Genomic DNA, 15,351 nt, shown 5'->3' on the forward strand with positions numbered 1-15,351 from the left:
CGTTATGGAATATTCAGGCCGCCAAAGCGCTGGAAATAGAGCGCCCCCGGTACCGGCAGCTCCCCGACCGAGGTTTCCCCTTTTTCACTGACAAACGCCAGGGCACCCGGTGCCACGCGCTGGTAGATGTTAATGCACAGCTGGCGGGCAGTTTGCCCGGCCCAGTGCGCGGGGAGTAGCTCCTCCGGCAGCAGCGGATCTTTCAGCACCACGCGGCGATAAAAATGGATCAGCAACAGCTGGATCTGGAAACAGCGCTCCGGCGTCAGCTCATCGGCTCTCGCCTCTTTCAGCAGAGGGAGTAAAGGCCGGAACGAGTCGATAAAGGTTTCGTACATCACGTTTTGTTCCGTGAGCTGCCAGCACTCTTCCACGCGGGAGCGCAGCGCCGCACGCGACAACGCCAGCGGAGAGTGCGCTTCAAAGCAGATCACGTTTTCGGCCACACCCGCTTCATGCAGCAGGGATTGCACATCGGCCATTTTCTGCGACGGTGAGGCCATCAGGCTGGAGGCCAGCGTGCCGAACCCCTGCCAGATGAGCTGTTTTTTCACATCGGCGAGGGTATTTTTATCCAGCCCTTCCGAGAGCAATAACAGCCATTTTCCGTCCCACGCCGGTAGTTCAGCGCGGTAAATTTTGTTCTCTGCGCGACGGGTTAACCGCAGCCCCTTATCGCTCAGACGATAAAAACTGCGCCTGCCAATTCGGGAGACATCCAGCCAGCCCTCTTTATTCAGGCGAAACAGCGCGGTACGCACAAAGCGCTCGCCAAATCCCATCCCTTCCAGCAGCGCAGCCAGGCTCCCGAGCCAGATTTCACCGCCACGGTGCGAGAGCGAATCGCCATATAAGGATGAAATCAGCGACGTTCCGCTGATGGGCACAGAGCTGACGGCGTGCTGAATAAAAGTATCGAGTTTACTCATCTGATTCATTCTGTTGTGATTTTTGTCCTGGATGAATCATAGCACACAGATACCGCGCAGCGCTGCGCTTGCCCGGCCTACGATAGTTTATAGGCCGGGCGGAGGGTTAACCGTTAGCCGCCACCTTGCGCAGATCAAACACCCGGCAGGCTTTGCCTTCGGAGCGTGGGATACTGCCGCAATTCACAATCGTCACGTCCGTCGAGATCCCGACCATCGATTTAATGCGATGACGCAGCTGATGACACACCTGGCAGCGCTGCTCGTGGCTCAGCACCAGGCTGCTCTCTTTCAGCTCGACTTTTACCGAAAGTGAATCAAGATGCCCGCGACGGTTCACTTCCAGCTGGTAGTGCGGCGACAGATGCTCAAACTTGACGATCTCCTCCTCCAGCTGTGACGGGAAGACGTTCACCCCGCGAATAATCAGCATGTCATCGCTGCGCCCGCTGATACGATCCATACGGCGCATGGTGCGCGCCGTCCCCGGCAGCAGTCGCGTCAGGTCGCGGGTGCGATAGCGGATCACCGGCAGCGCCTCTTTGGTCAGAGTGGTGAACAGCAGTTCGCCCTGCTCGCCGTCGGCCAGAGGTGTACCGTCGTTCGGGTTGACGATCTCCGGATAGAAGTGATCTTCCCAGATGGTCGGGCCGTCGGCGGTGTCGATGCACTCCATCGCCACGCCCGGTCCCATCACCTCTGACAGGCCGTAAATATCCAGCGCGGTAATCCCCAGTCGTCGCTCAATTTCATGGCGCATCGCCATCGTCCATGGCTCTGCGCCAAACACGCCGACGCGCAGAGAGCATTGGCTGGCGTCGCCACCCATCTGGCGCTCCAGCTCTTCAATCAGATTCAGGCAGTAGGACGGCGTTACCATGATCATATCCGGCTGGAAATCGCGGATCAGCTGCGCCTGTTTCTCCGTCTGCCCGCCGGACATCGGGATCACCGTCGCGCCTAACCGTTCAGCGCCATAGTGCGCACCCAGCCCGCCGGTAAATAAACCGTAGCCATAGGCCACGTGAATTTTGTCTTTCGCGGTGCCACCGGCCGCGCGCAGGGAACGGGCCACGATATTGGCCCAGTTGTCGATATCATTTTGGGTGTAGCCGACCACCGTCGGTTTACCGGTGGTGCCGGACGAGGCGTGAATGCGCACCACCTGCTCCATCGGCACCGCGAAGGTATCGAACGGGTAGTTATCCCGCAGATCCTGCTTGGTCGTGCAGGGGAATTTATTGAGATCGGACAGCTCTTTGAAATCGTCAGGATGCACGCACGCAGCGTCGAATTTGCGTTTGTACATAGGTACATTGTTATAAGCATGCTTCAGCGTCCACTTCAGGCGTTCAGTTTGCAGCGCCTGTAATTCGTCCACCGAGGCTGTTTCAATGGCATCAAGTTGTGTTGTTGTCGTTGTCATTTTGTAGGGTACTCGCAGGTAGTTTTGCTCAAACACGCTCCAGGATCAGGGCAATGCCCTGGCCCACACCGATGCACATCGTACAAAGCGCGTAGCGCCCGTTGCGTCGATGTAATTCATTGCTGGCCGCCAGCACCAGTCGTGCGCCGCTCATCCCCAGCGGATGGCCCAGGGCAATCGCGCCGCCGTTCGGGTTTACGTGCGCGGCATCATCCGCTAACCCCAGCTGACGCAACACGCCCAGAGCCTGCGATGCAAACGCTTCGTTCAGCTCAATCACGTCCATATCGTTAATGCTCAGACCCGCGCGCTCCAGCACTTTGCGTGTGGCCGGAACCGGGCCAAGCCCCATCAGTCGCGGTTCGACGCCGGCACTGGCCATCGCCACGATGCGCGCACGCGGGGTTAACCCCTGCTGCTGCGCCATCTCACGGCTGGCAATAATCAGCGCTGCCGCACCGTCGTTCACCCCCGATGCGTTCCCGGCCGTCACGACGCCGTTTTTACGAAACGGGGTTTTGAGGGCGGAAAGCTGCGCTAAGGTGGTGTCGGCGCGGGGATGTTCATCCACCCGCACTTCGGTGACAACGCCCTTTTTGCCCGCCACGCTCACCGGCACGATCTCCTGCGCCAGAATGCCGTTCTGCTGCGCCTGCGCGGTACGCTGTTGGCTGCGCAGTGCAAACGCGTCCTGATCAGCGCGGCTAATATTTAACAATTCAGCTACATTCTCTGCCGTTTCGGGCATGCTGTCAGTTCCGAATTGCTGATGCATGAGCGGATTCACAAATCGCCAGCCAATGGTGGTGTCGTACATTTCCGCCTGACGCTGGAAAGGCGTGGTGGCTTTGCCCATCACAAACGGTGCACGGGACATGGATTCAACGCCACCGGCGATCAGCAGATCCGCATCGCCCGCTTTAATTGCGCGCGCCGCAAACCCCACGGCGTCCAGTCCGGAACCGCACAGACGGTTGATGGTCGTGCCCGACACCGTCTGCGGTAAGCCCGCCAGCAGCGCGGCCATGCGCGCCACGTTGCGGTTATCTTCCCCGGCCTGGTTTGCGCAGCCGAAAATCACATCGTCAATACGTTCTGCATCCAGGTGCGGATAACGCGCCAGCAGCGCGCGCAGCGGGACGGCCGCCAGATCGTCTGCGCGCACGCCAGACAACGCACCGCCATAACGCCCCACCGGGGTACGAACACCATCACAGATAAATGCATCACGCATCAGGCTTCTCCTGTCACACTGCCGCCAATGCGGTGCGATTTACCGCGGAACAAGGCGACTGTTTTTTGTTGTTGGTTAGTAATTTCGATGTCGTACACGCCGGTCAGTTTGCCCTGATGTTTCACGCGGGCGCTGGCGGTCAGCTTGTCTCCGGCAAACCCAGGGCGCAGAAAATCAATGGAGCACGCCGAGGCCACCGCCGCCAGCCCCTGGCTGTTGCAGGCGTAGGCGAACGCCGTATCCGCCAGCGAGAACAGCTGGCCACCGTGGCAGGTTTTGTGGCCGTTGAGCATCTGCGGCGTGATGGTCATGGTCAGCACCGCGTAGCCCTCGTCCATCTCGATAATGTCGATCCCAAGCGCCTGGGCGCAGGCATCGTTTTCATACATGGCGCGGGCGTTGTGCCAGGCGTTATGACTCATAGCTACTCTCCAGAAGCGCACGCTGGCGCAGCAGTGAACAGGGGCGATAACGTTCTTCGCCGTAGTGGCGTTGCAGGTTTTCCAGCAGAATCAGCAGGCGCTGCCAGCCCAGACGTTCCCCCCAGGCAATAGGCCCGACGGGATAGTTCACGCCGAGGCGCATCGCGGTGTCGATATCCTGCTCGCTGGCCACCCCTTTCTGCAGGGCATCCAGCGCTTCGTTGATGATCATCGCCACGGTGCGCCAGATCAGCAGACCGGGATAATCCGCACTCTGCAAAACGCGTTTTCCCTGCTGCTGCAGGTGATAGATCGCTTTTTGCGTGGCGGAGTGCGGATTACTGGCCGCTGCGGCAATCACCACGGCGTCGCCGTCCATTCGATCGACCACCACCACCGGTGAATTAAGGCGCAGGGCGAGGCTTTGCGCGGTTTCGCCGGTGGTCTCCACCAGCAGCACTTCGTCGATTTCAGTGACACCGTCACTTCTTTTTGCGATGGTCGTCGGGCTAAAGGTCGCGCCGACCGGTTCCAGCCACTGGGCGGCTGGCCGCTCGCTGTGCCAGTCGTAAACCCCCTGCCCGGTTTTCTTGCCGAAACGTCCACCAAGCACCAGCTCCTGCTGAACCAACGACGGCAGAAAACGGCGCTCCTGCCAGAAAGCGTTAAACACTGAGCAGGTCACGGCAAAGTTCACGTCCTGCCCGATGAGATCCGTCAGCTCCAGCGGCCCCATCGGGAAACCGCCGCCTTCGCGCAGCGCAGCGTCGATGTCCTGCGCCGGGGCGACGTTCTCTTCCAGCGCGCGCCAGGCTTCGGAGTAGAACGGACGCGCCACGCGGTTGACGATAAATCCAGGCGTGGACTGGCAGCGCACCGGCTGTTTGCCCCAGTTCAGCGCCAGTTCGCACAGCAGATCCGCCACTTCGGTTGACGTCCCCAGCCCGCTCACCACTTCCACCAGCTTCATCACCGGCGCCGGGTTAAAGAAATGCAGCCCGGCGACGCGTTCCGGATGGCGCACCTCGGCAGCCACCGCAGTGATTGAAATCGACGAGGTGTTACTGGTGAGCAGCGTCTGCGGCGGGCAGATATCGCCCAGCTGTTTGAACAGCGCTTTTTTCACCTCAAGGCGCTCGGAGGCCGCTTCAATCACCAGATCGGCGGCGGCAAGCGCCTGGATATCGTTAACGGGGAGCAGACGCGCGACAATTTTTTCGCTGGCCTCGGAGGAGAGCTTTCCGCGCGCGACGCGGGATTCCAGCCGCGTGCGGATGCCTTCGACGGCGCGAACCACAGCGTCTGAGGCGATGTCGTACACCAGTACCTGATGTCCGTTGCTGGCGGCCACTTCCGCGATCCCGGCCCCCATGGTGCCGCTGCCGATCACGGCGACGGTGTGAATTCTCATCGTCATCTTATTTCCCCGTGAAATTCGGCGGGCGCTTGGCGAGAAACGCGCTCACGCCTTCGCGATAGTCGTCGCTGCGCCCGGCCAGTCGCTGATAATCACGCTCCAGATCGAGCTGTTCGTCCAGGGTGTTGGTTTCGGCGGCGTTCATCGCCTGTTTGATCAGCCCCAGACCCAAGGTCGGCTGAGAGGCAAAATGAATCGCCAGTTTCTGCGCGGTGGAAGAGAGTTCTTCATCGTCAACCACCTGCCAGATCATCCCCCAGGCGTGCGCCTGCTCTGCGCTCAGCTTATCGCCCAGCAGCGCCAGACCCATGGCCCGCGCACGTCCGGCGACGCGCGGCAGCAGCCAGGTGCCGCCGCAATCCGGCACCAGCCCGAGCTTGCTAAACGCCATCATGAAATTCACGGAACGCGCGGCGATCACCATGTCGCAGCCCAGCGCCAGCGTTGCACCTGCTCCCGCTGCCACACCGTTCACCGCCGCGATCACCGGTTTCGGCAGTTTTGCCAGGCGGCGTACCAGCGGGTTGTAGAAGGTTTCCACGGAGTAGCCGAGATCCGGCGCGGGGCCGTTCGGGTCGACGTTGCGGTCATTCAGATCCTGCCCGGCGCAAAAACCGCGTCCGGCACCGGTAATCAACAGGCAGCGGATAGTGTCATCCCGTTCGGCCTGCTTCAGGCACTCGGAAAGCTGCTGATGCATGACATCGTTAAAGCTGTTCAGACGCTCCGGGCGGTTCAGCGTAATGGTCATCACGCCCTGCTCAACATGACTCAGAATAAATTCCACAATTAGCGTCCTTTAAAGTCGGGGGTGCGTTTTTGTAAGAAAGCGGCGATGCCTTCCCGGCGGTCTTCCGTGGCAGACAGCAGCGTAAACAGCTGACGCTCCTGAGCCAGACCGGCCTGTAGCGGCACTTCCTGCGACTGGCGCAGCGCCTGTTTCGCGGCCTGCAACGCCAGCGGAGAATGACGCGCCATCAGTACGGCCTGCTTCAGGGCATATTCCAGCACCAGCGCCGACGGGAATACGTCGCTCACCAGCCCTGCCGACTGCGCCTGCTGCGCGCTAATGCTTTCGCCCGTCAGCACCATTTTGCTGGCGAGGGACTTGCCGACGCTGCGGATCAGACGCTGGGTACCGCCCGCGCCCGGCATAATGCCAAGCGTGATTTCCGGCAAACCAAAACGGGCGTTGTCTCCGGCGATCACCACGTCACACAGCAGTGCTAATTCGCAGCCTGCGCCGAGCGCAAAGCCGTTTACGGCGGCAATCAGCGGTTTGTTAAAAGCGTTAATGCGCGCCCAGAGCTGCGGGCGAACGTCGTTCAGCGTGGCGGGCAGATCTTTCTCCGCCATCTCGTTGAGGTCGGCCCCGGCGGCAAAGCAGCGCTCGTTGCCATAAATGACACAGGCGGAGATCTCGCCATCAACCGCAGCGGCTTCCAGCTCGTCCGCCAGTTGCGAAAGCAGCGCGTTGTTAAGTGCGTTGCGCGCCGCCGGACGGTTCAGCGTCAGCTGCAGCACGCGGCCATGACGGGTGACAATCAGCTCGCTCATGCCATCCCCTTCGCGTCAAAATCGACCACCACGTCGGCGGTCAGCGGCAGCGCCTGGCAGCTCAAGACATATCCCGCCGCCAGTTCGTCCGGCTCCAGGCTGTAGTTGGTCGCCATATCGACTTTTCCGCGCAGCACTTTGCATTTGCAGGTGGCGCAGACGCCGCCCTTGCAGGCATACGGAAGATCTGCGCCCTGACGCAGGGCCGCGTCGAGAATGCTTTCGTCATCAGCGGTGAGCGTGATTTCGCGGTCGCGGCCATCCTGACGGACAGTCACTTTCTGCCCCTGCGCCTGAATCGTCGTCGCGCGTTTCACGGCGCTCCCCGGCGTATTAAAGCGCTCAAGGTGTATAGTTTTCTCCGGCATCCCCAGCGCTTTCAGCGCCAGCTCGGCGTCGTCCATCATCGCCGAAGGGCCGCAGATAAAGGCTTCATCGAACAGGCTGAAATCGATCAGCGTTTTTCCCAGTTGCTGCAATTTTTCGCCGTCGATACGCCCGTGGAGCAGTTCACTGTCGAGGGTCTCCTGACTGAAAATATTCACCAGCTGCAGGCGCTGCGGCCAGGTGTCTTTCAGGTCCGCCAACGCCTGGCGGAACATCATGCTCTGGCTGCTGCGGTTGCCGTAAATCAGAGTGAAATGGCTCTGCGGCTCGACCCGCAGGGTGCTGGAGATAATCGCCAGCATCGGCGTGATCCCTGAACCGGCGGCAATCGCCAGATAGCGCCCGGTGCGTTCCGCCTGCGGCTGATAGCCAAAGTGGCCCTGAGGCACCATCACCTCCAGCGCCATGCCCTGTTTGATCTCATCGCGGGCATAGCGAGAAAAACGCCCGCCGTCGATGGCTTTCACCGCCACGCTGATTTCGCCCGGCGTCACGCTGCGACAAATGGAGTAGCAGCGGCGTAGCTCTTCGCCTGCCAGCTGCGCCTTGAGCGTCAAATGCTGACCGGGGCGGAAACGGTAGGCGTCCTGCAAAGTCTGTGGGATCGCGAAAGTAATGGTCACCGCATCGCGGGTTTCGGGTTCCACTTTTGCCACCGTTAAAGAATGAAACGTTGTCATGGCAACCTCAGATACATTTGAAATAGTCGAAAGGTTCACGGCAGGCGTTACAGCGATAGAGCGCTTTACAGGCCGTTGAACCAAATTCACTGATAACCGACGTGTCGGTGCTCGCGCAGCGCGGGCAGGCCACCTCGGCAGGGGCATGCGCATGGCAGCTGTGACCTACCGGTGGGCTGATGCCGTATTCACGCAGTCGCGCGCGGGCGTCGTCGGTCATCCAGTCGGTTGTCCAGGCCGGGTCAAGCTGCAGGACGATATGCACCGGCGTAAAACCGTGGGCGGTCATCGTCTCGCGAATGGCGCCGAGCAGATGCTCCGTCGCCGGACAGCCCGAATAGGTTGGCGTAAAGCCAATCACCCAGCCGCCCGCCTGTGCACAGACGCTGCGCACCATGCCTAAGTCGGTGATGGTAAGCACCGGCACTTCCGGGTCGGGGATCTGGCTTAACAGCGACCAGATTTGCGGGATTTCCGCCGGGGCGATCTCAGCGAGACGTTGCATAGCCACCTCCTCCTACCACTGCTGACCGGGATACATGCGCTGGAGATACTGCATCTCCGCCAGCATCGGTCCCAGATGTTCGGTGTGCAGCCCTTTTTTGCCGCCGGTGCGATACGCCGCCTCTTCCGGAATGTTCAGGCTGGCCTGCTTGAAACCGGCAAACACTTCCGCTTCCCACTCGGCGCGGAGTTCGCGCGGGTCGACGGCGATCCCCTCGGCAACAAGCTGCTCTTCCAGCGCATCGGCTTCGAACAGTTCGGCGGTAAAGCGCCACAGGGAATCGATCGCCTGCTGCATTTTTTGCGCCGACACCTCCGTGCCGTTGCCCAGACGCTCCAGCCAGCCGCGGCTAAAGCGCAGGTGGTAGCGCCCCTCTTTGATCGCTTTCGCGGCAATCGCGGCCAGCTGCGCGTCGCGGCTTTGGGTCAGACGGGTAAAGAGCGCCACGTGCCAGGCGTCGATGAAATACTGACGCACCAGGGTGTCGGCGAAGTTGCCGTTCGGCTGCTCCACCAGCAGCAGATTGCTGAACTGGCGCTCATCGCGGCCAAAGGCCAGCGTGTCTTCGTCGCCCTGTCCTTCCAGTTCGGCGGCGTAGGTTAAGAAATTGCGCGCCTGTCCGAGTAAATCCAGGCCGATATTGGCCAGCGCCAGATCGATCTCCAGCTCTGGCGCATGGCCGCACCACGCGCCGAGACGCTGCGACAGAACCAGACAGTTATCACCCAGACGCAGGGCATATTGCGTTGTTGCTTTCATATCCATCCTCACATGTGCTCGATGCCATCAGGGAGGGTGTAAAAGGTCGGATGACGGTAGACCTTGCTCTCTGCGGGGTCGAAAAATTCTCCGCGCTCTTCCGGCTGCGAGGCGACGATTTCGCTCGCTTTCACCACCCAGATCGAACAGCCTTCGCTGCGACGGGTGTAGGCATCGCGCGCATTTTCCAGCGCCATGCGGTCATCGGCGGCGTGCAGGCTGCCCACGTGACGGTGGGATAACCCCTGTTTGCTGCGAACAAACACTTCATATAACGGCCAGTAGACATTGCTCATGGTTAATTCCTCTTACGCGGCGGTGCGGGCGTGTTGTTTTTCTGCGTGCGCCAGTGCGGCTTCGCGCACCCACGCCCCCTCTTCCCAGGCTTTACGTTTCGCGGCGAGGCGCTCGTGGTTGCAGATGCCGCGTCCGTTAATCACTTCTTCAAATTCATGCCAGTCGATTTCACCAAAGCGGTAGTGGCCGCTCGCTTCATCGAAGTGCAGATTCGCATCCGGCACGGTCATGCCCAGCATCTCGACCTGCGCGACGGTGTTGTCGACAAAGCGCTGGCGCAGTTCGTCATTGCCGAAGCGTTTGATTTTCCACGCCAGGCTGCGGGCGCTGTTGGGGGAGTTGTCGTCGTTCGGTCCGAACATCATCAGCGCGGGCCACCAGAAACGGTTGATGGCGTCCTGCAGCATCTGGCGCTGAGATTCGCTGCCCTGCGCGAGTGCCATACAGGCTTCAAACCCCTGGCGCTGGTGGAAGCTCTCTTCTTTACAGATTTTCACCATTGCGCGGGCATACGGCCCGTAAGAGGTGCGGCACAGGGCCACCTGGTTAACGATGGCCGCGCCATCGACCAGCCAGCCAATCACGCCGATGTCGGCCCAGCTCAGGGTTGGGTAGTTGAAGATCGAGGAGTATTTCATCTTGCCGTCGAGCATCTTCTGGTAGATGTCTTCCCGCGCACAGCCCAGGGTCTCCGCCGCGCTGTAGAGATACAGCCCGTGCCCCGCCTCATCCTGTACTTTCGCCAGCAGAATCGCTTTGCGGCGCAGTGTTGGCGCGCGGGTGATCCAGTTTCCTTCCGGCAGCATGCCGACAATTTCGGAGTGCGCATGCTGACCAATCTGGCGGATCAGGGTTTTGCGGTAGGCGTCCGGCATCCAGTCTTGCGGCTCGATGGCTGTCTCCTGTGCGATGCGCTGTTCAAAGCGTTGTTCTTCCGTCACGTCGTCACCTTTATGATTCGTTAAATCGTCAATCATCGTTTAATGATGAATCACTTCGTTTCTTAAAAGTTACACAAAGGTTAAATATAACCCCAAGGAGTGTTTGTCTATTTTGTGATGTCGCTCGCAAGGCTTTTACTGCAAGCCGCTTATGGCGGGCGCTGTTCGCCTGAAGATTCATCCGACAAGATCACATTGTTAACAAATCATTAAAACATCACTTGCTTTTTATGATTCATAATCAAACTATCTATAGTGAAATTACGTAACATTTGGAGAAGAGAGATGCAGCAGTTAGCCAGCTTCTTGTCCGGCACCTGGCAGTCTGGCCGGGGCCGTGAGCGCAACATTCATCACGCCATCAGCGGCGAAGCCCTGTGGAGTGTGACCAGCGAAGGTCTGGATATGGCGGCAGCGCGTCGCTTTGCCATCGAACGCGGCGGTGAATCACTTCGCGCGATGACCTTTATCGAACGCGCGGCGATGCTGAAAGCGGTCGCCAAACATTTGCTGAGCCAGAAAGATCATTTTTATGCCCTGTCGGCTAAGACCGGCGCGACCCGCGCGGACAGCTGGGTGGATATCGAAGGCGGCATCGGCACGATGTTCACCTACGCCAGCCTCGGCAGTCGCGAACTGCCCGATGACACCCTGTGGCCAGAAGACGAGCTGATCCCCCTGTCGAAGGAAGGCGGTTTTGCCGCGCGCCACGTGCTGACATCCAAATCCGGTGTGGCGGTGCATATCAACGCCTTCAACTTCCCCTGCTGGGGGATGCTGGAAAAACTGGCGCCGACCTGGCTTGCCGGGATGCCCGCGATCATTAAACCGGCTACCGCTACCGCGCAGGTCACCCAGGCGATGGTCAAATCCATCATCGACAGCGGCCTGGTCCCGGTGGGGGCGATTAGCCTGATCTGCGGCGGTGCGGGCGACTTGCTGGATCATCTCGATTTCCAGGACGTAGTGACGTTTACCGGCTCCGCCTCCACCGGCCAGATGCTGCGTGTGCACCCGAATATCGTCGCCAAATCCATTCCGTTCACCATGGAAGCGGACTCGCTGAACTGCTGCGTGCTGGGGGAAGACGTGACGCCGGAGCAGCCGGAATTTGCGCTGTTTATCCGCGAAGTGGTGCGTGAGATGACCGCCAAAGCCGGGCAAAAATGTACCGCCATTCGCCGCATTATTGTTCCGCAACGGCAGACTGAAGCGGTCAGCCAGGCGCTGATCGCCCGTCTCGAAAAAGTGGTGGTCGGCGATCCGGCGCAGGAAGGGGTCAAAATGGGGGCGCTGGTCAACGCCGAACAGCGTGCCGATGTGCAGGAAAAAGTCGATCTGTTGGTGTCTGCGGGCTGCCAGATCCGTCTCGGCGGCAAAGCCGATCTACACGCTGCGGGCGCATTCTTCCCGCCGACGCTGCTCTTCTGTCCGCAGCCTGACGAGACCCCTGCCGTTCACGCGACGGAAGCCTTTGGTCCGGTCGCTACGCTGATGCCGTATCGTGACGCGGACCACGCCATGACTCTGGCCCGCGCCGGTGAAGGCAGCCTGGCCGGAACGCTGGTAACGGCAAATGCGAATATCGCCCGCCAGTTTATTTCCGGCGCGGCGCGGGCGCACGGGCGTATCCAGATCCTTAACAACGAGTCGGCGAAAGAGTCTACCGGCCACGGCTCCCCGCTGCCGCAGCTGGTTCACGGTGGGCCTGGGCGCGCGGGCGGCGGTGAAGAGCTGGGCGGGCTGCGTGCGGTGAAGCACTATCTGCAACGTACCGCCATTCAGGGCAGCCCGTCGATGCTCGCCGCCGTCAGCCAACAGTGGGTGCGCGGTGCGCAGGTGCAGGAAGATCGCGTACACCCGTTCCGCAAATACTTCGAAGAGCTGCAGCCTGGCGACAGCCTGCTGACTCCGCGCCGCACCCTGACCGAAACGGACATCGTCAATTTTGCCTGTCTGAGCGGCGATCATTTCTACGCCCACATGGACAAAATTGGCGCTGCGGAGTCTATCTTCGGCGAGCGCGTGGTACACGGTTACTTTGTGATTTCTGCGGCGGCGGGTCTGTTCGTTGATGCGGGCGTCGGGCCGGTTATCGCCAACTACGGCATGGAAAATCTGCGCTTTATCGAGCCGGTCAAACCGGGCGATACCATTCAGGTGCGTCTGATCTGTAAGCGCAAAACCCTGAAGAAACAGCGCACCGCAGACGAAAAACCAACCGGCGTGGTGGAATGGGCCGTCGAGGTCTTTAACCAGCACCAGCAGCCTGTCGCGCTTTACTCCATTCTGACCCTCGTGGCTCGCCAGCAGGGCGATTTCACCGACTGATGTGTCTTTTTACCGGGAAGGCCCCTTCCCGGTTTTTAATTTGGCAAGAGTGACAAATAACCTGGCAGGTGCAGGCAAACACTTTGCGCCCGCGCCTGTCAGGATAACGCTGCACAACACCAATAACACAATAATGATGAGGTCAACGATGGGAAGCCCTTCTTCTTTTTCTGCCCGTAAGACGGCACTGGCCGTGGCTGTCGCGTTGTTATGCGCCTGGCAATCTCCCGCGTTCGCCCATGGCGGCGAAGCGCATATGGTTCCGATGGATAAAACCCTCGCCGATTTTGGCGCCGATGTGCAATGGGACGATTACGCCCAGATGTTTACCATTGCCAAAGACGGTGCCTTTGTGAAGGTCAAACCGGGCGCGAATACCGCCATCGTCAACGGCAAGCCGCTTAAACTGCAGGTGCCGGTGGTGATGAAAGACAACAAGGCGTTCATCTCCGACACCTTCATCAACGATGTTTTCCAGTCGGGACTTGATCAGACCTTCCAGGTGGAAAAACGCCCGCATCCGCTCAACGCACTGACCGCAGACGAAATCAAACAGGCCGTCGAGATCGTGAAAACCGCGGCGGAGTTCAAACCCAATACCCGTTTCACCCAGATTGCGCTGGCCGAACCCGACAAAGCCAAAGTGTGGGATTTTGTCCTGAACGGCACGGCTGTCGATGCTCCGCGTCAGGCGAATGTCACCATGCTGGATGGTAAACACGTCATTGAGAGCGTCGTTGATCTGAAGGACAAAAAAGTCCTGAGCTGGACGCCGGTCAACGACGCCCACGGCATGGTGCTGCTGGATGATTTCACCGCCGTACAGCAGATCATCATGAGCAGCCCGGAATATGCGCAAGCGCTGAAAAAACACGGCGTGGACGACCCGCAGAAAGTGATCGGTACCCCGCTGACCGTCGGCTATTTTGACGGGAAAGACGGTCTGAAACAGGAAGAGCGCCTGCTGAAAGTGGTCAGCTATCTCGACACCGGCGACGGTAACTACTGGGCGCACCCGATTGAAAACCTGGTGGCGGTGGTCGATCTCGAGCAGAAAAAAATCCTCAAAATTGAAGAAGGTCCGGTGGTGCCGGTGCCAATGAATCCGCGTCCGTATGATGGCCGTGATCGTATCGCCACCGTCAAAAAACCGCTGGAGATTGTCGAGCCAGAGGGCAAGAACTACACCATTACGGGCGATATGATCCACTGGCAGAACTGGGACTTTCACCTGAGTCTCGACTCCCGCGTCGGGCCTGTCATCTCGACTGTGACCTATAACGACAACGGCAAAAAACGCCAGGTGATGTATCAGGGCTCGCTCGGCGGGATGATTGTTCCTTATGGCGACCCGGACGTGGGCTGGTACTTTAAAGCCTATCTCGATTCCGGTGATTACGGCATGGGCACCCTGACCTCGCCGCTGGTGCGTGGCAAAGATGCGCCGTCGAACGCGGTGATGCTCAACGAAACCATTCCGGATTACACCGGCACGCCGATGGAGATCCCCCGCGCGATTGCCGTGTTTGAACGCTACGCCGGGCCGGAATATAAGCACCAGGAGATGGGCAAACCGAACGTCAGCACCGAGCGCCGTGAACTGGTGGTGCGTTGGATCAGTACCGTCGGCAACTACGACTATATCTTTGACTGGATCTTCCACGAAAACGGCACCATTGGCATCGATGCAGGCGCAACGGGTATCGAAGCGGTAAAAGGTGTGCAGGCTAAAACCATGCATGACCCGAGCGCCAAAGACGATACCAAATATGGCACCCTGATCGACCACAACATCGTCGGTACCACCCACCAGCACATCTACAACTTCCGTCTGGATATGGACGTGGATGGCACCAACAACCGTCTGGTGGCGATGGACCCGGAGGTGAAACCGAACACCGCCGGTGGCCCGCGCACCAGCACCATGCAGGTGAATCAGTACAATATTGATACGGAGCAGCAGGCGGCGCAGAAGTTCGACCCCGGCACCATTCGACTCCTGAGCAACACCAGCAAAGAGAACCGCATGGGCAACCCGGTCTCGTACCAGATTATCCCTTACGCGGGCGGCACTCACCCGGTCGCGAGCGGCGCGAAATTCGCGCCAGACGAGTGGATCTACCATCGCCTGAGCTTTATGGATAAGCAGCTGTGGGTCACGCGTTATCATGCGAATGAGCGCTATCCGGAAGGCAAATTCCCGAACCGTTCGATTCACGACAGCGGTCTGGGGCAGTACAGCAAAGATAACGAATCCATCGATAATCAGGACGATGTGGTGTGGATGACCACCGGCACCACACACGTGGCGCGCGCCGAGGAGTGGCCGATCATGCCGACCGAGTGGGTTCATACCCTGCTCAAACCGTGGAACTTCTTCGACGAGACCCCCACGCTCGGCAAGAAGAAAGATGAGAAGTAGCAAATCTGGCCGGGCAAATGCCCGGCCTGTTTTTAACGGGATAC

Annotated in this window: 14 protein-coding genes; 2 read left to right on the forward strand and 12 right to left on the reverse strand. The window is 59.6% G+C overall.

Annotated elements, in window-relative coordinates:
* Window positions 1–2: 2 nt before the first annotated feature.
* The 12 genes from paaX to paaA all read right to left on the reverse strand — a co-directional run bounded on the left by paaX (window position 3) and on the right by paaA (window position 10,554).
* On the reverse strand, window positions 3–938 hold the full coding sequence (paaX, locus tag OVA10_RS13980) for a phenylacetic acid degradation operon negative regulatory protein PaaX (protein WP_100780230.1): 936 nt from the start codon (window positions 936–938) through the stop codon (window positions 3–5).
* 97 nt (window positions 939–1,035) lie between these two features.
* Window positions 1,036–2,355: a phenylacetate--CoA ligase PaaK gene (gene paaK, locus OVA10_RS13985; RefSeq protein ID WP_268196168.1), complete on the reverse strand. Its 1,320-nt coding sequence runs from the start codon at window positions 2,353–2,355 to the stop codon at window positions 1,036–1,038.
* A gap of 28 nt (window positions 2,356–2,383) precedes the next feature.
* Complete coding sequence (gene pcaF / locus OVA10_RS13990) at window positions 2,384–3,589, reverse strand: 3-oxoadipyl-CoA thiolase (protein WP_181827843.1); 1,206 nt, start codon at window positions 3,587–3,589, stop codon at window positions 2,384–2,386.
* The gene (gene paaI, locus OVA10_RS13995) at window positions 3,589–4,011 is read right to left on the reverse strand and encodes a hydroxyphenylacetyl-CoA thioesterase PaaI (protein ID WP_100780232.1); all 423 of its coding nucleotides are present in this window, start codon (window positions 4,009–4,011) and stop codon (window positions 3,589–3,591) included. Before paaI ends, pcaF begins: the two co-directional genes overlap by 1 nt.
* Window positions 4,001–5,428, reverse strand: a complete 1,428-nt coding sequence (gene paaH / locus OVA10_RS14000) for a 3-hydroxyacyl-CoA dehydrogenase PaaH (RefSeq protein ID WP_268196169.1) — start codon at window positions 5,426–5,428, stop codon at window positions 4,001–4,003. The genes paaI and paaH overlap by 11 nt, the downstream gene beginning before the upstream one ends.
* A gap of 1 nt (window position 5,429) precedes the next feature.
* On the reverse strand, window positions 5,430–6,218 hold the full coding sequence (paaG, locus tag OVA10_RS14005) for a 2-(1,2-epoxy-1,2-dihydrophenyl)acetyl-CoA isomerase PaaG (RefSeq protein WP_100780234.1): 789 nt from the start codon (window positions 6,216–6,218) through the stop codon (window positions 5,430–5,432).
* Entirely contained in the window at window positions 6,218–6,985 is a 768-nt protein-coding gene (paaF, locus tag OVA10_RS14010; protein ID WP_181827841.1) for a 2,3-dehydroadipyl-CoA hydratase PaaF, read from the reverse strand. Before paaF ends, paaG begins: the two co-directional genes overlap by 1 nt.
* Entirely contained in the window at window positions 6,982–8,052 is a 1,071-nt protein-coding gene (gene paaE, locus OVA10_RS14015; protein ID WP_268196170.1) for a 1,2-phenylacetyl-CoA epoxidase subunit PaaE, read from the reverse strand. The genes paaF and paaE overlap by 4 nt, the downstream gene beginning before the upstream one ends.
* Before the next feature lie 7 nt (window positions 8,053–8,059).
* Window positions 8,060–8,557, reverse strand: a complete 498-nt coding sequence (gene paaD, locus OVA10_RS14020) for a 1,2-phenylacetyl-CoA epoxidase subunit PaaD (RefSeq protein ID WP_107703620.1) — start codon at window positions 8,555–8,557, stop codon at window positions 8,060–8,062.
* 12 nt (window positions 8,558–8,569) lie between these two features.
* Window positions 8,570–9,316, reverse strand: coding sequence for a 1,2-phenylacetyl-CoA epoxidase subunit PaaC (gene paaC, locus OVA10_RS14025; protein WP_268196171.1), 747 nt, complete (start codon window positions 9,314–9,316; stop codon window positions 8,570–8,572).
* Between the two features lie 8 nt (window positions 9,317–9,324).
* Window positions 9,325–9,612, reverse strand: a complete 288-nt coding sequence (gene paaB / locus OVA10_RS14030) for a 1,2-phenylacetyl-CoA epoxidase subunit PaaB (RefSeq protein WP_100780238.1) — start codon at window positions 9,610–9,612, stop codon at window positions 9,325–9,327.
* Window positions 9,613–9,624: 12 nt separating this feature from the next.
* Entirely contained in the window at window positions 9,625–10,554 is a 930-nt protein-coding gene (paaA, locus tag OVA10_RS14035; RefSeq protein WP_181827839.1) for a 1,2-phenylacetyl-CoA epoxidase subunit PaaA, read from the reverse strand.
* Window positions 10,555–10,839: 285 nt separating this feature from the next.
* On the opposite strand from paaA, the gene paaZ reads away from it, so the two are divergent.
* Both paaZ and tynA read left to right on the forward strand, forming a co-directional pair.
* Window positions 10,840–12,885, forward strand: a complete 2,046-nt coding sequence (gene paaZ, locus OVA10_RS14040; RefSeq protein WP_268196172.1) for a phenylacetic acid degradation bifunctional protein PaaZ — start codon at window positions 10,840–10,842, stop codon at window positions 12,883–12,885.
* Window positions 12,886–13,033: 148 nt separating this feature from the next.
* The gene (tynA, locus tag OVA10_RS14045) at window positions 13,034–15,307 is read left to right on the forward strand and encodes a primary-amine oxidase (RefSeq protein WP_123428032.1); all 2,274 of its coding nucleotides are present in this window, start codon (window positions 13,034–13,036) and stop codon (window positions 15,305–15,307) included.
* The last annotated feature ends 44 nt before the right edge of the window (window positions 15,308–15,351 follow it).

The sequence above is a fragment of the Lelliottia sp. SL45 genome, assembly GCF_026672535.1.
Taxonomy (GTDB): Bacteria; Pseudomonadota; Gammaproteobacteria; order Enterobacterales; family Enterobacteriaceae; genus Enterobacter; species Enterobacter nimipressuralis.